At 49.1% G+C, this 18,640-nt stretch carries 14 protein-coding genes; 8 read left to right on the top strand and 6 right to left on the bottom strand.

Translation table 11 applies throughout. The features are described 5' to 3' along the window. The first annotated feature begins 194 nt into the window (after nt 1-194). Entirely contained in the window at nt 195-950 is a 756-nt protein-coding gene (locus BM202_RS23545) for an SGNH/GDSL hydrolase family protein (protein WP_093830747.1), read from the top strand. Between the two features lie 115 nt (nt 951-1,065). Here the strand turns inward: BM202_RS23545 and BM202_RS23540 are convergent, their stop codons facing one another. Then, nucleotides 1,066-2,598 carry a P-loop NTPase family protein gene (locus BM202_RS23540; protein WP_093830745.1) on the bottom strand — a complete coding sequence of 511 codons (1,533 nt, stop codon included), beginning with the start codon at nt 2,596-2,598 and terminating at the stop codon, nt 1,066-1,068. A 265-nt stretch (nt 2,599-2,863) separates the two neighbouring features. On the opposite strand from BM202_RS23540, the gene BM202_RS23535 reads away from it, so the two are divergent. Continuing rightward, the gene (locus BM202_RS23535) at nt 2,864-4,423 is read left to right on the top strand and encodes an IPT/TIG domain-containing protein (protein WP_093830744.1); all 1,560 of its coding nucleotides are present in this window, start codon (nt 2,864-2,866) and stop codon (nt 4,421-4,423) included. A gap of 92 nt (nt 4,424-4,515) precedes the next feature. Here BM202_RS23535 and BM202_RS23530 read toward each other — a convergent pair whose 3' ends face one another. After that, the gene (locus BM202_RS23530) at nt 4,516-5,454 is read right to left on the bottom strand and encodes an NAD(P)-dependent oxidoreductase (protein ID WP_093830742.1); all 939 of its coding nucleotides are present in this window, start codon (nt 5,452-5,454) and stop codon (nt 4,516-4,518) included. 156 nt (nt 5,455-5,610) lie between these two features. On the opposite strand from BM202_RS23530, the gene pdxA reads away from it, so the two are divergent. From pdxA to BM202_RS23510, 4 genes are all read left to right on the top strand, one after another. Beyond that, nucleotides 5,611-7,101 carry a 4-hydroxythreonine-4-phosphate dehydrogenase PdxA gene (gene pdxA / locus BM202_RS23525; protein WP_093830740.1) on the top strand — a complete coding sequence of 497 codons (1,491 nt, stop codon included), beginning with the start codon at nt 5,611-5,613 and terminating at the stop codon, nt 7,099-7,101. Between the two features lie 90 nt (nt 7,102-7,191). Then, nucleotides 7,192-8,079 carry a YicC/YloC family endoribonuclease gene (locus BM202_RS23520; protein ID WP_093830927.1) on the top strand — a complete coding sequence of 296 codons (888 nt, stop codon included), beginning with the start codon at nt 7,192-7,194 and terminating at the stop codon, nt 8,077-8,079. 189 nt (nt 8,080-8,268) lie between these two features. After that, nucleotides 8,269-8,871: a hypothetical protein gene (locus BM202_RS23515; RefSeq protein ID WP_143100736.1), complete on the top strand. Its 603-nt coding sequence runs from the start codon at nt 8,269-8,271 to the stop codon at nt 8,869-8,871. 36 nt (nt 8,872-8,907) lie between these two features. Continuing rightward, nucleotides 8,908-9,543 carry a DNA-3-methyladenine glycosylase gene (locus BM202_RS23510; RefSeq protein ID WP_093830736.1) on the top strand — a complete coding sequence of 212 codons (636 nt, stop codon included), beginning with the start codon at nt 8,908-8,910 and terminating at the stop codon, nt 9,541-9,543. A 5-nt stretch (nt 9,544-9,548) separates the two neighbouring features. On the opposite strand, the gene BM202_RS23505 is transcribed toward BM202_RS23510, so the two are convergent. Together BM202_RS23505 and BM202_RS23500 are read right to left on the bottom strand one after the other, a co-directional pair. Beyond that, nucleotides 9,549-10,199, bottom strand: coding sequence for a hypothetical protein (locus tag BM202_RS23505; RefSeq protein WP_093830734.1), 651 nt, complete (start codon nt 10,197-10,199; stop codon nt 9,549-9,551). Nucleotides 10,200-10,289: 90 nt separating this feature from the next. Then, nucleotides 10,290-12,206, bottom strand: coding sequence for a pseudouridine synthase (locus BM202_RS23500; RefSeq protein ID WP_093830732.1), 1,917 nt, complete (start codon nt 12,204-12,206; stop codon nt 10,290-10,292). A 292-nt stretch (nt 12,207-12,498) separates the two neighbouring features. Here BM202_RS23500 and BM202_RS23495 point away from each other — a divergent pair, with 292 nt between their 5' ends. Then, nucleotides 12,499-14,529: an acetoacetate--CoA ligase gene (locus tag BM202_RS23495; protein WP_093830730.1), complete on the top strand. Its 2,031-nt coding sequence runs from the start codon at nt 12,499-12,501 to the stop codon at nt 14,527-14,529. Nucleotides 14,530-14,555: 26 nt separating this feature from the next. On the opposite strand, the gene BM202_RS23490 is transcribed toward BM202_RS23495, so the two are convergent. Beyond that, entirely contained in the window at nt 14,556-14,741 is a 186-nt protein-coding gene (locus BM202_RS23490; RefSeq protein WP_093830728.1) for a type II toxin-antitoxin system HicA family toxin, read from the bottom strand. Next, complete coding sequence (locus BM202_RS23485) at nt 14,741-14,956, bottom strand: type II toxin-antitoxin system HicB family antitoxin (RefSeq protein WP_093830726.1); 216 nt, start codon at nt 14,954-14,956, stop codon at nt 14,741-14,743. Before BM202_RS23485 ends, BM202_RS23490 begins: the two co-directional genes overlap by 1 nt. A 227-nt stretch (nt 14,957-15,183) precedes the next feature. Between BM202_RS23485 and BM202_RS23480 the strand changes: the two genes are divergently transcribed. Beyond that, nucleotides 15,184-18,633 carry a pyruvate carboxylase gene (locus BM202_RS23480; RefSeq protein WP_093830725.1) on the top strand — a complete coding sequence of 1,150 codons (3,450 nt, stop codon included), beginning with the start codon at nt 15,184-15,186 and terminating at the stop codon, nt 18,631-18,633. Nucleotides 18,634-18,640 lie beyond the last annotated feature (7 nt).

Raw genomic sequence — 18,640 nt, 5'->3', positions numbered from 1 at the left:
ATAACAACGTATCAACTATTTACGGGGCCCTGCGGCCCTTTTTTTATGCCGTTTCCTTTCCTTTCTGCTTTCTAAAAACGACTAACTATTTGACGAACAAATAAATACGTAGCGATTAACCAGACTTTAACCAGAGTCTTGCAACAGGATGCGTTCTCGACACGTATTTCTCATCAAACTAGTCTTATTCGAGCATGAACGTAGTGGTAATCGGCGGCTGCCATGTAGACAATTATGGCGTTCAGTCACATCTGGGCTTTGTTCAGCAGTGGGCAACCCACTTGAAAATAAGTACCCATGAAGCGGTTCATATTAACTGTCTGAGTATGGTCAAGGTTGAGCACATCCCCAGTTTGATAAGTCAATACCATGCTGAATTAATGGATGCTGATCTGATTATCCTACAATTGGGACATTATGAATTATCGTGGCGGAAACGATTCAGCGAGCTTTTTCAGGCAGAATCCAGTGAGCGTATCGCCAATACAATATACCGCTCAACGTTGCCAAAATCGTTAGCTACGGCGACTTTCTCCCATAAACCTACCCATACCTCACAGCGGGAACAGCTTAAAAATGGGATCAAGACAGCTATTTTGAGCACGTATTATCAGTTGGGTGGAGAGATTCCCTTTCTGAATCAGTTTAGAAATAAGCTTACCAAAGCGTTAACGTTATTGAGTGCCTATCAGGACAAAATCGTTGTGTTAACCCCATTCCCTACGTTAAATAAGCTCGACCAATGGCTACGCAAAAAAAACAACTCATTCATTATCGAATCGGCGCTGGAAGCAGGTCTTAACGTTGCCGATACGTTCGATGCAGTGCCACGCCAGAAAGCTTATTTTTTGGCCGACGGTGTGCACCTTAACAGCCTTGGACACATGATAATAGCCCTGTACCTGAGTGAGTTGCCACTGCTAACGTATCATGCTGAGCAACCGACCTAGAGCGCCAGAGGGTTAATTTGTTTCAATAGACTTGGTAAAGATGTAAAAAGGGAGCGCTTTGTGAGCAACTCCCTTTTTCTTAAACAAGAATAAAAACTACTGTTCAACCTTAGTTCTAGTACCGATCATCGTCGTCCTCTTCTTCCTCTTCACCAAATTTGTTGCCAGGATTAAACATGGAACCGAGAAGGTCTTTGAACGACAGACCGGTATCCATTGCTTTTTTCCCGACCAGCGAATGTTCGGCCAGACCGTGCAGGGCAAATTCCATCATGAACAGTTTTTCGGACTTGCTCAGGCGCGGATGATAGAAATCCACTACGTCGTCGAGACCATCAATCGTACGCAGCCGGGCTTCGTAATCACGGTTGGTCAGATCGTTCAGGATGTCCATCGTGTTGTTATCGCCAAACCAATCCGTAATTTTCTTGTACGGATTGCCACGCTTGTCTTTCTTGGCTTTTTCGGGATTCGGGAAATAGGCTAGAAACTGATTTCGGATGGCCTTGCCAATCAAATTCTGCGCCACAATCACCGGGCCTTCCACCTCACCTTCATAGACCAGTTCAACTTTACCGCAGATAGCCGGCACGACGCCGTAGAGGTCGGCAATGCGAACATACGTTTCTTTTTCGCCGTTGATCAACGCCCGGCGTTCGGCCGAGGAAAGCAGGTTTTCGTAGGCTGAAATCGTCATCCGGGCCGAAACACCACTTTTCGAATCGACGTACTCGCTTTCGCGGGCTTCAATCGCCACCTGTTCAATAAGATCCGCAATAAGGTCATTGGTTTTCACCATGCCTTTCTGTTCCGTTTTAATAATGGCTTCCTGCATCGTGATCTTCTTGCCGATTTCAATAGATTTCGGATAGTGCGTCACAATCTGGGAGTCAATACGGTCTTTCAGCGGTGTTACAATACTTCCACGGTTAGTATAATCTTCCGGGTTGGCCGTAAAGACGAACTGAATATCGAGCGGTAAGCGGAGTTTGAACCCCCGAATCTGAATGTCGCCTTCCTGCAAAATATTGAACAGCGAGACTTGAATACGGGCCTGTAAATCAGGCAATTCATTAATAACGAAGATACACCGGTGCGAACGTGGAATCAGGCCAAAGTGAATTGTCCGCTCATCAGAATAGGGCAATCTGAGCGTAGCCGCTTTGATTGGGTCTACGTCGCCGATAAGGTCAGCGACCGATACGTCGGGCGTGGCGAGTTTTTCGGTATAACGATCATTACGATGCATCCACGAGATTGGGGTTTGATCGCCTTTTTCGGTGATCAAATCGAGCGCAAAACGGGAAAGGGGTTCCAGTGGGTCGTCGTTCAGTTCAGACCCAGCCACCACCGGAATATACTCGTCTAACAGATTGATCATCAGTCGCGCAATTCGGGTTTTAGCCTGCCCACGAAGCCCTAGTAGGTTAATGTGGTGCATGGACAGGATAGCCCGCTCAACATCGGGAATAACCGTGTCTTCGTAGCCCCAGATGCCGGGAAAAACAACCTCTTTTTCTTTAATACGGTCAATCAGATTATCCCGCAATTCCTGTTTAATTGAGCGGGGTTCATAGCCAGCGGCTTTAAGTTCGCCAAGCGTAGTGATAGACAGCAATTTTGATGCTTTCAGGCTGCGGTAGTTCATTCTTAATTAATGAATAATGAGCAATGTATAATGAACCGCACAGGCGGCCCCAAATGAAACGTGAACAATCAGGAATGCACAGGAATTAAGCGAAAGGCCTCACAAAAGGTAACTGGGTTACCTTTATTAATTACATACCTATTCTGCATTATACATTCTTCATTCTATACTATTCCTAACAGGCATTCAAACGAAATGGTTTTTAGATGACGAAATTGACTAATTTTACTTATTATGCACCGGAGGCAAGTTGCCGTTGCTACTTATGAAACCAATTATATCGCTTTTATTCCTCTTTAGTTTCGTCTTTGGTTTATCTGGCTGCCGCCTGAAGAATAACCCTCCAGAACTGATTGGTTTATCGGTTAAGCAGGCTTTTGTTGGCAGGGAAATTGTCCTGACAGGCTATCAATTCGGTTCCGATCCGGTAGTCATGTTTGGTATAGGCACATCGACCGTGACGGCTTCGATTAGTAGCCACGACGATAAAACAATCAACATCAAGGTACCTTACGTATCGCCCGGAATCACGCAAATTCGCGTCCAGACAGATCAGGGAACGTCCGACCCCTTACCGTTCATCGTTCAGCAACCGGGGCCCGAGGTTACATCAATTACACCAACCAACGGGTTGCCGGGCACACCTGTCGTTATAACAGGCGACTTTCTCAACCAAATCAAAACAATAAAAATTAAAGATGTCGAGGCCGTTCTGAAAGATAGTTCTGCCAATAAGATCACGGTACTCGTGCCCCAAAATATAGCGCGTGGCCCTGGATTTTTAACCATCAATACAAAAGGTGGTTTGTCGTCCAATGATTTTATTGTCGCCGGAACGCCCCAGATCACCAGCATAAGCCCTCTGAAAACAAAACCGGGAGCGGAATTAGTCATTAAAGGTGTCAATTTACTAGATGGCGGTGTACGTGTCAATGGAAAATTCCCCAACCAGTCACTGACGAACGTGACGGATACGGAAATACGTACCGTCGTTCCAACGGATGCCACAACGGGACGGGTGACCGTTACTGTTTTTGATAAGCTGGTGGCAACCAGTACCGATACGTTACAGATTTACCAGCAGCCCTTCATTACGCACCTGCAGGCGCAGGACGGCGTTGCAGGCGAGAAATTGATCATAGAAGGTCGCAACCTTTCGGCCGTATCCATTGTGCAGATCGGCGGTGTAACCGCATCGTTTCGGGCACTGAGCGACACCCAGCTTGACGTTACGCTACCTGCGCTAACTTCCTCGGGTTCAGTAGCTATCTCTGCCACCAGCGTGGGTGGAACGGCTACGTCGCTGGAGCCTTTCTTCTTTTTTCTGGCGCCTTCTGCCATTGTCGTTACGCCAGCCAGGCAACTACGTGGACAGCAGCTTACCGTATCGGGCAAAAATCTTTATCGCATCACCGACGTCCGTGTGAATGGGATAGTAGCGCAAATTTCCAGCCGAACCGAAGGCACTGACCTTCTGATTCACGTACCCGATAATGGCACCAGCGGCCCGATTGTCGTTACGAGTCGAGCGGGTTCAGCAACTACCGTAACGCCTTTGGTGGTCGTTCAGAAGGCGGTAGTCACTGATTTTCTTCCGGCAAGAGCAACGCCTGGTACACGCGTCGTTATCCGGGGCGATTTTCTACTGAATGCCCAGATCGTCTTTGCCGGATCAGCCACCGCGGCTGTCGATGATGGTAAAAATACAGATACCGAACGCTGGGTGCTGGTGCCCGCCGATGCCCAGACTGGCCCCCTGCGCGTGACCAACGCAACAAACGAGACGACTATAACGGCTACTCCGTTTACGATCATACCAAATTAGTACTACATAATACTGGGTTGAAACCCGGCGCAGTAATCATTTTTTTGCATTACGCCGGGTTTCAACCCAGTATTGTGTGAATCATTAAGAACCTAAATTTCTTTCAATTGCCTTACTAGCACTTCGTTGATTCGAACGTAGCTTTCGTGCGTCCAGCCCGCAATGTGTGGCGTCAGTACGACGCGATCCGACTGGCGGAGGTAATCAAAATCGGCTTGCTGCTCGGGGGTGAGTTTCGCTAATTTTTCGTTTTCCAGCACGTCTAAACAAGCCCCGCGTATTTTGCCACTTTCCAATCCCCGCACAACAGCCGACAGCGACGTAATTTCACCACGAGCCGCACTGATCAGATAAAAGGGCTTATTAAATCGTTCGATAAACGTATCGTTAATCATCATGCGCGTATCGTCGGTTAGCGGGACGTGCAAACTCAGTACGTCAGCATCGTCCATAATCTGACCCATTGTGGCTTCTTCAGCATAGCTATCACCGTAGTTGGTCAGGAATTTATCGTAAGTTAATACCCGACACCCGAAACCGCTCAATCGTTGAGCTGTAGCGTGCCCATTATTCCCATAGCCGACCAGGCCAACCGTCAGACCACCAAGTTCGTAACCCCGATTTCCTTCACGGTCCCAGATGCCCTGACGGACTTCCCGATCCGCTTTTAAAATATTCGCTAGCAAACCCAGCAACATCCCTACTACGTGTTCGGCCACAGCGTCGCGGTTGCCCTCGCCAGCATGAAACACGCGTATGGCCCGTTGTTCGGTGGCGTCCAGATCAATTAAATCCAGTCCGGCCCCGGCCCGGCCAACAAAACGTAGCCTAGGTGCCTGACGTAGTACCTCTTCATCGACCGTGGTTTTGCTTCGGATAATGAGTCCGTCAAAAGGAGCTAATTGTGCCAACAACTCAGCCCGCGTGATTTTTGGGAGATATGTATACGTAAAACCAGCCGTATCGAGCATGGCAAAAAGCGACGAGTGCATCTCGTCGGCAATGAGAATAGAAGGCTGATTCTGGGACATCCGTAGTGTTTTCGTAACTTGCGACTGTATCAGTGAAAAGCGAAGCGTGAAACGTGAAGAATAAACAGGTTTATTAAACTTAGTTAGTAATTATTCTGCACGTTTCACGCTTCATTCTACACAATTTTAAACTTTTGGCGAAACTACAAAAAGTGCATGGAACAACGCCAACCTGAGGAGCCGAACCCACAACGTGATGTGCCAGCAAGCGGCCCAAAGCCTGATGCTCGGCCGGGTAACATACAGGCCCCAGAAACGCAGCCATCAACAAAACAACCGCCTGCGAATCAACCGGCTGGCAATCGGCAGGATGCTGCCCAGCCGGAAAATCACAATAATGGCGGTGAGTCCGCCCAGAGCGGACAAAAGCAACGGGATAACCGACAGCCGAGTGGCCGGAATGACGAGCAACGGCAAAGAAACCAGCGGGACAAACAGCAAAACAACGGCCAGCGACCCAACGAAGCCCGTCAGCGGGATAATCCCCAGCAAGACCGGGATCGCACGCCTACCCGCAATCCGTCACGCGAACAAAGTTCTATGGCATCAGGCCTGCGCGATACCGGCATTCAGGACGCTGCTGACGCTACGAACCGAAACGTTGTTCCAGAACTACGTGACGACCGGCTTGTTATTGGCATTTCGCTCGGCGATTATAACGGCATTGGCCCCGAGGTGATCCTGAAGGCGCTGCAATACAATCGGTTACAGAAAATTTGCACGCCGGTTATTTACGGTTCCATGCGGATTTTGAACCGATATCGTAATCTGCTCAACCTGAAAGACTGGAACCTGAACGGTGCTCAAACGATTGGCCAGATCAGCCATAAATTGACGAATGTCATTACGTGCTGGCCTGATCAGAATCAGGAGATTCAACCGGGGCAGGTAACGGCCGAAGCCGGGCAGGCTGCGTTGGCTTGTTTACAGCGGGCGGTTGATGATCTCAAAGATGGCAAAATCGATGCCCTCGTCACGGCGCCTATCAACAAATACAACATCCAGTCGGAGGAATTCAAATTCCCCGGCCATACAGAGTATTTAGCGCAGGAATTTGGCGTTCAGGACAATCTGATGTTTCTGGTTAGCCAGACCTTGCGTGTAGGAGTTGTAACGGGTCACGTACCGCTGGGGCGTGTCCGTCAGAATGTTACGCGGGAGCGCATTCTACAGAAGATCACCCTCATGATGCAATCGCTGAAACAGGATTTCGGCATCGAACGGCCAAAAATTGCCGTCCTGGGCTTAAATCCGCATGCAGGCGAAGAAGGGTTGCTGGGTAACGAAGAACAGGACATTATTAAACCGCTCCTCGATGAACTACGTAACAAAGGTCAGTTGGTCTTTGGCCCCTACCCTGCCGATGGGTTCTTTGGGACCAGGGCTTACGCAAAATTCGACGCCGTTCTGGCCATGTATCACGATCAGGGGCTGATTCCTTTCAAAGCCATTGCCTTTGAGGAAGGTGTCAATTTCACCGCTGGCATGCCCGCCGTCCGAACCTCGCCCGACCATGGTACGGCCTACGATATTGCGGGGAAAGATCTGGCAGATGAAACGTCTATGCTACAAGCCATTTACACCGCTATCGACGTAGCACGCAGCCGAAAAGAATATTTAGAACTGGAAGCAGGAGCCCTTAAATAGTTTACGGTTTTGGTTTACGGTTGGCTGTCGCAAAGTGCTGACGCGACAGCCAACCGTAAACTAAAAACCGTAAACCCAACACTACAAACTATGTTAAAATCAATGACTGGCTTCGGCAATGCAACAGTAGAGGCCGCTGGCTTGTCTGTAACGGCTGAAATTAAAACCCTGAACTCTAAGTTCTTAGATATTTATTGCCGCCTTCCCCGGCAATTTTCTGATAAGGAAATTGAACTACGGGCTTTGCTGACCCAACGGCTGGAGCGCGGCAAAGTTGAACTGTCGCTGAACCTTGCCCGCACGAACGCCATACGGCCGGGCGTGACCATTAACCGGCCACTGGTAATGGGCTACGTGAGTGACATAAAAGAAACCGCGAACACCATGCTCATGAGCATTCCGGACAGCGACGTGCTGCAAATGGCTCTGCAACAGCCCAATGCGTACCTCACCGAATCGGCCGATCCAACGGCCGACGTATCGGATTGGGTGACGGTGCAGCAAGCCGTGCAGGAAGCGCTCCGCCGGTGCGATGAATTCCGTCGGCAGGATGGGGCTGTGCTGGAGAGCAAGTTTCAGGAGTATATCCAGATCATTACCGACCGGCTGGCCGACATCGAAGAACAGGACGTCCGGCGAATTCCGGCTGTGCGCGACCGTATGCGTAACTCCGTGAAGGAATTACTGGATAACGAAAGCTTCGACCACAACCGCTTCGAGCAGGAGTTGATGTACTACGTTGAAAAGTTTGACATTTCGGAAGAAAAAGTCCGGCTCAAAAACCACCTGAGTTATTTCCTGGAAGTGCTGGCAACGGAAGAAGCGAACGGCAAAAAATTGAACTTCATTTCGCAGGAAATTGGTCGGGAAATCAACACGATCGGTTCAAAAGCCAACGACTCATCCATCCAACGGTTTGTGGTGCAAATGAAAGATGAACTGGAGAAGATAAAGGAGCAGACGATGAATGTGATTTGATTTCTAACGGAAAACAAGTTTATATATTTATAACCCATCAAGCAGCAAATAATTCTCCTGGCTTTAAGTCATATGTATCACCTGCGCTTACTCTGCTTTGTATTCTTATTAAGCTGTGTCTTATCAAGTTGCGCCAAACACGCTTTTCATTTTGTTTCGCCTGATTACCAGCCTGACAAAAAAAACCAGGTGACTCTACTAAGTCCTTACTTGTATCAGGGCATTATTAGATCAGGAAACAAAGTCGAGCTAAAAGATTCCTTAAACTATGCGATTGCCACAATATTAGATGAGCAATTGCCTAAGCATCTGGCAGGAGCCGAGAACATTCAGCCAATTACGGTCTCACCAAAAACGCGCCGTGATTTAGGAACGTATCTCTACAGAGTTCGGCTTGATTCTGAATACAATCGACGTAAAATACGACGCGTCAAAATACCCCAGCAAATTTGTGAAGAACTCCAGCAGGAGGGTGCTCAGTTTGTTACCGTTTTTGTTAGCGACGGACACGCACGAACGACAAATAATTATAGTAATATGGCCGCTGCCAGCCGAGCGGCTAATGCAACATTAGCGCTTACAACGCTGGCATTCACGCCCTATCAGGTAGGCAAAGTAGGAAAGATAGGTGCAAAAAATGCTAGTATTCAACCGTATTCGAGCAGCCTTGAGCTTTTTGTGCTAGATGTACAGAAACAGGAAGTGCTCAAGTACCAGCGAAGTATGCTTTATTTACCTCCTACAAATCCCTTCACCATCAGACAACACCTAACATCCCTCTTTCTGGAATGAACACGGGTAATGAATTGATAGTCCGAATCAAGTACAATGGCAAAACTCGCAATTGATTTTTACCAATCTCACGACACCCTAACGTTGGCTCAACTCCTTCTTGGTTGTGAACTGGTGCATGAATCCCGCGAAGGGACAACGGCGGGGATTATTGTCGAAACGGAAGGGTATCTTACGGATGATCCGGCCTGTCATGCGTACCGTCGACAAACTACACGCAATGCGGCCATGTTCGGGCCAGCGGGAACCCTCTATGTGTATCAGATATACAATCATTACAACTGCATCAACGTAGTGGCAGGGCCGGAAGGCGTGGGCGAAGCCATCCTGATTCGCGCCCTCGAACCGACAGAAGGCCTTGACTTGATGGGAATGCGACGTAATGAAGCCTTTAAGACGGGTTTCGAGCGTTACCGAAACAATACCATTGATCCAGAAACAGCCGACGGTCAGCGAAATCTGGCAAATGGTCCCGGCAAACTGACAATTGCGATGGGCATCAGCCGAACGGAGCACAATGCGTCGTCCCTGATCAGTGGCGAGATTTATATTCGGGGGCCAGTACTCCATGATTTCGACATGGTGACAACAACCCGAATCGGCCTGACGCACGGAGCCGACTTACCGTACCGGTATTACGTGAAAGGCAATAAATACGTGAGTAAAAAGTAGTGCGTTTACAAATGTTCTATGGATAACCGCTCTACGCCGGCGGCTACTAACGCTTCCATCTGGCTCTCCGTCGCGCCGTTAGCCACTATCTTAACACCCACCGAAGTTGGTACACATTGGCGGAATTGCAAGGCTTCATCCAGCGAAAAAACAGGCATCGGTAAGCCGTGCTGGCGAGCACCCGTAGCGTTCTTGACAAAATCCGCACCAGCATCGGCTGAGATTTTAATCATGTTCTGAAGTTGTTCCTGACTGAGCAGGGCTGTTTCCAGAATAACCGTAAAAAACTTCTCCTGCGCGTGAGCGAGGGTAACCAGTTTAGCAAATTCAATCTTCAACCAGACCGACGTAGGCGAGAGCAGCGCTGAGGTGTTCAACACGACCTCAATCTCAGTGGCACCATCTTTCAGCGCCCATTCGATTTCGGTTTGTTTAGCTTCAGTACGTTGATAACCATAAGGATAGCCGACAACTGTGGATAATATAGCTGGATGACTATCGCCAAGTTCGCGCCGGAATTTCTTCACCCAAAAGGGAGCCACCGTCAACCCGGCAAACCCAAGCTGCATCACTTCATCGAGCGTATCATACTGCTCGTTGATCGTTATATCCGGACGTAGCAGTGTCCGTTCGATGTAAGGGAAGAGATGATTCATATCTGGTAAATAGCGAAAGAGTGAATGAGCGAAAATGGTTTGCGCCAGCTATTCGCTCATTCACTCTTTCGCACGTTCACTCTTTACTATTTATGAATTAAAGTATTTCAACTTCACGACTTCTTTCGGGTCGAGGAAGCGCCACTTGCCACGGGGCAGTTCTTTCTTTGTCAGCCCAGCATACGTAGTACGATCAAGTTTGGTTACTTCGTAGCCAAAACTCTCAAACATACGACGCACGATGCGATTGCGCCCCGAGTGAATTTCGATACCCACCACATACGCATCGGGTGTAACAATACTCAGTGCATCGGGTTTGATAGGACCGTCTTCGAGTTCGATACCTTTTTTGAGGGCCTCAAAATGCTCGTCCGTAATGGGCTTATCCAACTCAACCTGGTAGATTTTACGGATATTATTCGAAGGGTGCGTTAGCTTATCAGCCAGCTCGCCATCGTTGGTAACCAATAGCAATCCTGTTGTATTACGGTCCAGACGACCTACGGGATACATCCGGAAATTACCAGCATCGGCGACTAACTCCATAACGGTTTTGCGCTCTTCCGGATCTTCGGTAGTGGTGATATAATCCTTCGGCTTGTTCAATAGAACATAGACGAAACGCTCTGGATTCAGCACTTTCGTACCGTATTTGACCGTGTCGCCTTCCTTCACTTTGTAACCCATTTCGGTTACAACCTTACCGTTCACAAAAATATCGCCCTGGGCAATCAGTTCGTCGGCTTCCCGACGCGAGCATACGCCCGAATTAGCGATATACCGATTCAGGCGCGTCGTGCCATCATTAGCCGATTCCCGTTTCGGCTTTTCCGAACGAGATTCCTCATCACGACCCCGTTTAGATGACGTGTTGTCGCGACTTTCCAGATTATAGTTTGGGGCTTTTACGAAGTTCCCGGTGCGTCGATCCCCGGACTCTTTGCGTTGCTTCCCCGAAAAGCGTGATTCTCCATCTTTGCGGTCTTCATCGCGATCATTACGTCGACCGCTTGGGACGTCGGAACGGCTGTTATTACGTTCGTCGGCATCACGGCTGAAACCACCTACTCGTTTGAAGGGTAATTTCTCCGGACCACCATTAGGGCTACGCGAGTAGCGGGATGGTGGTGCATCCTTCCGGGTACGTGGCCGGCGAGCATCGCCATCGGCCGAACGCTCAGGCCGGTTAGAGCTACGGGGAAAACTTGGCCGGGGAGCAGAGTCTCCCGATCCAGCCGTCCGATCATCGCGGTTATTTCGGTCGTTACCAAAGCGATCTGTAGTACGATCGGTGCGTTCAGTACTACGTCCAAAGCGTGGCGCTTCGTCTGACCGGCGGTCGTTACCGCGGTCAAAGGAAGGCCGACGTGACTCTGGCTTACCCGACCGCTCTTCTTTGTCGAAACGAGGGCGAGGTTTATCATCCGTTCGGTTATCGCGCCGATCGCTGTCAAAGCGAGGTTTAGCCGCTCCTGCATCCCGGTCGCGGGATTGATTATCTCTGTTAAAAGCCGGCCGGTCATTTTTGTCACGACTAAACCGTGATGAAGGACCCGGACGTGATCCGGTATTACGTGGGTGCGCTCCGGCGGACCGGTCGTTACGGCGTCGATCGTCAGAATTACCCCAATTTCTATCACCATCGGCACGAGGACCTGTTGGCCGTGAAGGGCGATCTGAGGAACTATTATCACGGTTTCGATTAAAACCCGGGCGGTCGTTACCACGAGATTCAGGTCGATCGGTACGTTCCCGATTAAAACGGGGCTTGTCTCCTCCGTTATTATTGCTTCGTGGGCCACCATCGCGTTCGAAACGGGGTGGTCCTGATGGACGAGAGGAACGGCTCGACGGAGCAGAACCACTACGTCCTTTTCCGGCACTTCGGCCGTCCTTGTCATTGCTGCGATTGAAACGTGGGGCGTCATCACGACGGCCAAATGAACGACGCTCACCGTCACGGCTCGCTCCGGCGTCCCGGTCGTTCTTATCTGAATCCTGATTCATGGAAAAATACAGTAAATCTTACTTTGTATTCGAAAAATAGCGCTGATTATCAGCACACTTATTGAGGCAACTATAAAATGGGATGCAAAGTTAGAGCTTTTAAACACATCCACACCATACCCATTTTTACCTCAACGCTTTTTAGCTAAAAAACAATCCACAGACCTAACAAGTCGTTTACAGGTAGTGAGCTAAACAAGTAGTGAATTTGTGCGTACACGCATCCGTGTAAGCTGAGTCCGCGACGCATCAACAAATTACTCAACTGGCCCACGGATTGATTAACTACCCTATGACGCGACCAACGCTTACACCGCTCTACACACCCGACCGTCGTACCGCCGACCAGTCGATAATGAAGCAGTACATCAACTGGTTATTCGTAAAAAAAGGATTGTATTTCCGAAACTACGATGACCTATGGGATTGGTCCGTCACCGATCTGGAAGATTTTTGGGAGAGTATCTGGCAGTTTTTCGATGTGCAGGGTCACAGTCCTTACCACCAGTTGATTTACCGGCCAAATCAGGAAGACATGATCGGAACGGAGTGGTTTCGAGGGTCAACGCTGAACTACGCTGAACATATTTTCCGTCACCGCACTACCCAACGCCCGGCCCTTCTGTTTGGGTCGGAACAACAGCGGTTAACGTCCATGTCGTGGGCCACGCTGGAGCAACAGGTAGCCTCTGTAGCAGCGTATCTTCGGCAGCAGGGTGTCGGCATTGGCGACAGGGTCGTGGCCGTATTGCCCAACTGTCCCGAAGCGGTTGTGGCCTTTCTGGCAACCAATTCCCTTGGCGCTGTCTGGTCAAGCTGTTCACCCGATTTTGGTACGTCCAGCATTGTCGATCGTTTTCAACAGATCGAGCCCAAAGTCCTGATTGCCGCTGACGGGTATCAGTACAATGGCAAGCTGATCTATAAAACCGATGCTATTTATAAGCTACGAAGCAATCTACCCACCCTCAAACAAGTAATCTGGGTACCGTATCTGGATCGAACAAATGACCTGATCACCAGCCAGATCGACCACGTTATCCGCTGGCAGGACGTACTGGATACGCCAGCGCCGGATGGGTTGACCTTTACGCCTGTACCGTTTAACGATCCGATATGGGTGCTCTATTCATCGGGTACAACTGGCAAGCCCAAAGCCATTACACATAGCGTAGGCGGGTGTTTGCTGGAACATCTGAAGGCGCTTGCCTTGCATCAGGATGTGCGCGTTGGTGAACGCTATTTCTGGTACTCCACTACGGGTTGGATGATGTGGAACTTCGCCCTGGGCTCTATGCTGGTTGGTGCTACGTTAGTACTCTACGATGGCTCGCCTGGCTATCCTGATATGAACGTACTTTGGAAACTGGCCGACGACGCCCGTATTAATCATTTTGGTGGTGGAGCGGCTTATTATCTGGCTTGTATGCGAGCCGGGCTAAAGCCAAATACGGCCCTGTCATCCGAGTTTCGCGCCAATGACGTGGGGAAACTTACTCATTTACGCACAATTGGTTCGACAGGATCGCCTTTGCCGCCGGAAGGTTTTCGATGGATTTATGAAGCCGTAAAATCGAATATATGGCTGATATCTTTTAGCGGTGGCACCGATGTTTGCAGTGGCTTTGTAGGAGGCAATCCATTGTTGCCGGTCTACGAAGGGGAAATTCAGTGTCGATTATTGGGTTGTCATGTCGAAGCGTTTGACGAAAATGCAAAACCAGTACGTGGCGAATTAGGCGAAATGGTGATTCTGGAGCCAATGCCCTCTATGCCTATTTATTTCTGGAATGATCGTAATAACGAACGGTATCGGAAGAGTTATTTTGAGGAATATCCCGGCATCTGGCGGCACGGCGATTATATACGCATCACAGAACGGAACGGCATTATCATTTCGGGTCGGTCCGACGCAACCCTCAATCGGGATGGCGTCCGCATTGGTACTGGAGAGATTTACAATGTGGTCGAGCGCCTACCAGAGATCGCCGACAGTTTGGTAGTGGGTTTGGAGCAACCGGGTGGGCACTATTTTTTGCCGCTGTTTGTGGTGCTACGTAGTGATTTTACACTAACGGATGATTTGATTGATCGTATTAAACAAACGCTACGTAGCCAACTGAGTCCCCGGCACGTTCCCGACGCGATTTATTCGATCAGTGAAGTGCCTTACACAATGAGTGGCAAGAAACTCGAAACACCCATCAAGAAAATTTTGGCGGGGGTCGATGTGTCATTGGCCACCAGTCGGGATACGCTCCGCAACCCGGCTGCGCTGGATCAATTTATTGCATTTACGACAAATCAGCTTAAGCATAAATAAGGTTAACGGATTATTAATCTCTGAACTTAGGGATCAATAATCTGTAAATCGCGGCAAATTTTACGGGCTAAGAAGTCGTTAATTTCTCGATGGCGCGGCACTGTCGATGAACGTTGTGTAGCCCGGTTTACATATAACGTGTGACTTCCGCCTTCACGAAGCAACTCGCAGCCTTGTTTTTCTAAGTGTCGAATTAAATCAAGACGCTTCATCAGGCAGCAATAGGCATTTGCTCCCGAATGAATTCCTGACCGATGAGCGTTTCCTCAACTAATAATCGGTTTGCTTCTAAAACTAACTGAACAGCCTCCTGCAAATTAATTCTGGCTTCTTCCAGCGTTTCGCCCTGCGTATTCGCCCCGGGTAGCTCTTCCACAAAACCAACATAGCCTTCAGGTACTTTTAAATATACAGCGGTTAGTTGCATAAAATTTAGTCTTCAATTTTTAGAATATATATCTTGGTTGTGTTCCACTAAAAAAAACCATTCTCAAAGTTAAGTAGAACCTCTCGTTTAGCCAAACCTGTAATATTTCCCTAAAAAGCTGTCTTTTCTAATGATCGTGCGGTAAATGGCGGCATTTTCAAAATTTTCAACAATCTTGCTATGTTGTTTGGCACTCTCCTGGCCTAAAGCTGCTTTTGTTGAGAATCATGAAAGATTATATCAAGCCCATTAACCGTTTACTTGTCGCTAACCGGGGCGAAATTGCCATCCGTATCATGCGGGCGGCCACCGAGTTAGGCATCACCACCGTCGCGGTTTACACGTATGAAGATCGCTATTCGCTCCACCGTTATAAAGCCGATGAAGCCTACCAAATCGGTCGTGATGAAGATGCATTGAAACCTTATCTGGATGTCGAAGGCATCATTCTGCTGGCTAAGCGCCACAAGATCGACGCCATCCACCCTGGCTATGGATTTCTATCGGAGAATGTAAAACTGGCCCGGCGTTGTCGTGAAGAAGGGATCATCTTCATCGGCCCATCGCCGGAAGCAATGGATGCGCTGGGGGATAAAGTTCGGGCTAAAAACCTAGCAACTACAGCGGGCGTACCGCTCATTCCTGACTCCCGGGAGGAGAATATGACGCCCGAATTCGCGCTGACAGAAGCCGAACGTATTGGTTTTCCAATCATGGTGAAGGCGGCAGCCGGGGGTGGTGGACGCGGTATGCGCGTGGTCCGTCAAGCAGAAGAGTTCGAAAAAGCCTTCGCCGAAGCGAAAAACGAAGCTCGAAACGCTTTTGGTGACGATACAATTTTCCTGGAAAAATTCATCGAAGATCCCAAGCATATTGAAGTACAACTGCTTGGCGATCAACACGGTAACATTGTCCACCTTTACGAACGGGATTGTTCGGTTCAACGTCGTTTTCAGAAGGTTGTTGAAGTAGCTCCATCGTTTGGATTGAAGCAGGAAACGAAGGAAAAACTCTACGCCTACGCGCTACAGTTAGGGCGAGCCGTGAACTACTCGAATGCCGGTACGGTCGAATTTCTGGTTGACAAGCAGGAGAATATTTTCTTCATTGAAGTTAATCCCCGGATTCAGGTTGAGCATACGATAACGGAGGAAGTAACGGGTATCGACATCGTACGAACGCAAATTCTGATCGCGATGGGGTATCGATTGTCCGATAACCGCATCTTCATTGCCAATCAGGAGGATGTCCCGCTCAACGGTTACGCCATTCAGTGCCGCATCACGACGGAGGACCCAGCCAATGGATTCAAACCTGATTTTGGTACGATTACGGCCTACCGCAATGCAGCCGGCTTTGGCATTCGTCTGGATGAAGGCAGCAGCTATGCGGGCATGAAAGTATCGCCTTATTTCGACTCGATGATCGTTAAGGTTTCGGCTCGGGGGCGTACACTAAAAGGGGCCACCCAACGCCTGACACGGGCTTTGCTGGAATTCCGGATTCGGGGAGTTAAAACCAACATCGGCTTTCTGCTGAACGTGATCGGTAATCCAATTTTTCAGCGGGGCGAAGCACGGGTGTCATTCATTGAAACCCACCCTGAGCTGTTTAACTTCCGTAAACCCCAGGATCGCTCGACGCGGGTACTCAACTACCTGGCTGACGTAATTGTCAATGGAAACCCAGAGGTTAAAAAGAAAGACGACAGCAAAATATTCCGCACCCCCGTTGTACCCTTATTTGATACGTATAGCGCTTATCCGGCCGGAAACCGCGATCGATTAAAAGAGCTGGGCCGGGAGAATTTTGTGCAGTGGGTGAAAGACCAGAAATGTGTACTTTATACCGACACTACGTTCCGGGATGGGCACCAGTCGCTGTTGGCAACCCGCGTTCGAACCCAAGATTTGCAGAAAGTAGCCGAAGGCTTCGCCAAGAATCACCCGGAGCTATTTTCGATGGAAGTCTGGGGCGGTGCTACGTTCGACGTGGCCATGCGTTTCCTGTACGAAAGTCCGTGGAAACGCCTGGAAGCCCTTCGGGAAGCGATGCCAAACATGCTTCTGCAGATGTTGTTTCGCGGCTCAAACGCGGTTGGCTACTCAGCCTATCCTGATAATTTGATCGAGAAATTCGTTGAGAAATCCTGGGAAACGGGCATTGATGTCTTCCGTATTTTCGACTCGTTGAACTGGATAGAAGCCATGAAAGTGAGCATCAAGGCCGTTCGCGAACGTACCGATGCCCTTTGCGAAGCAGCTATCTGCTACACAGGCGATATTCTGTCGCCAACTCAGAAAAAATATACACTCCAGTATTATCTGGATATGGCCCGCCAGTTGGAAGACGAAGGGGCGCATCTGCTGGCGATTAAAGACATGGCCGGTTTGCTGAAACCCCTTGCTGCCGATGTGCTGGTACGGGAGTTGAAAAAGGCCGTTAGTATCCCGATTCACCTGCATACGCATGATACGGCGGGTATTCAGGCCGCTACGTATCTGAAAGCAATTGATGCCAATGTTGACATTGTCGACTGTGCCTTAGGTGCCCTATCGGGTCTGACGTCACAACCAAACTTCAATTCGGTTGTCGCCATGATGGAAGGACATGAACGCGAATGTCCGATGAATTTACCCTCGCTCAATGCCTATTCGAACTACTGGGAAGATGTTCGGGAATACTATTATCCGTTTGAATCGGGTATGAAAGCCGGTAGCGCCGAAGTCTATGAAAACGAGATTCCTGGTGGCCAGTACTCTAACCTGAAACCTCAGGCCATTGCAACAGGATTAGGCGATAAGTTTGAGACGCTGAAAAAGAATTATTCGGTGGCGAATCAGTTGTTCGGCGACATTGTGAAGGTAACACCTTCTTCGAAGGTTGTGGGTGACATGGCGATTTTCATGACCGCCAATAACCTAACGGCCAGCGACGTACTAGAAAAAGGCGAATCATTGTCTTTTCCGGAGTCGGTGAAAGAGCTGTTAAAGGGCATTTTGGGTCAACCCGTTGGTGGTTTTCCGGCCAATATTCAGGAAGTTGTGTTAAAAGGCGAAAAGCCAATTACGGGCCGCCCGAATGAGCACCTTAAACCGATTGACTTCGACGCTGATTTCAAGACCTTCCAGGAGAAGTACGTTCATAACGATGGGTTTGTAGATTATTTATCCTACCAGATGTACCCGAAGGTATATGACGAATACTACAAAGCAAACGAGCAATACGGTAACGTCAGCATCATTCCGACTCCTGCGTTTTTCTATGGACTAAAGGAGAACGAAGAAATTCTGATCAACATTGAGGAAGGCAAAAACATCCTTGTACGGCTGCTGTTCAAATCTGAAGCCGATGAATTTGGTATGCGGACCATTACGTTCGAACTGAACGGCCAGAGCCGCCAGGTGCAAGTTCGCGACAGGGCCTCGAAGGTAGAAAAAGCCATGAACGCCAAAGTGAGTAAACCTGGCGATGTAGGCGCACCTCTACAAGGCCGTTTGACGCGCATTCTGGTCAAAGAAGGTGATGTGGTTAAGAAAAATCAGCCGCTATTTGTTATCGAAGCGATGAAAATGGAAAGCATAGTTGCCGCTCAGAAAGAGGGAAAGGTTGCCAAAGTAGTACTCAAAGAAAGTACGGTTGTCGAACAGGACGACTGCGTCGTAGAACTTTCGTAATTTTGCC

The sequence above is a fragment of the Spirosoma endophyticum genome (assembly GCF_900112365.1).
GTDB classification, from domain to species: domain Bacteria; phylum Bacteroidota; class Bacteroidia; order Cytophagales; family Spirosomataceae; genus Spirosoma; species Spirosoma endophyticum.
This window is presented reverse-complemented; position numbering and strand designations above follow the sequence as displayed.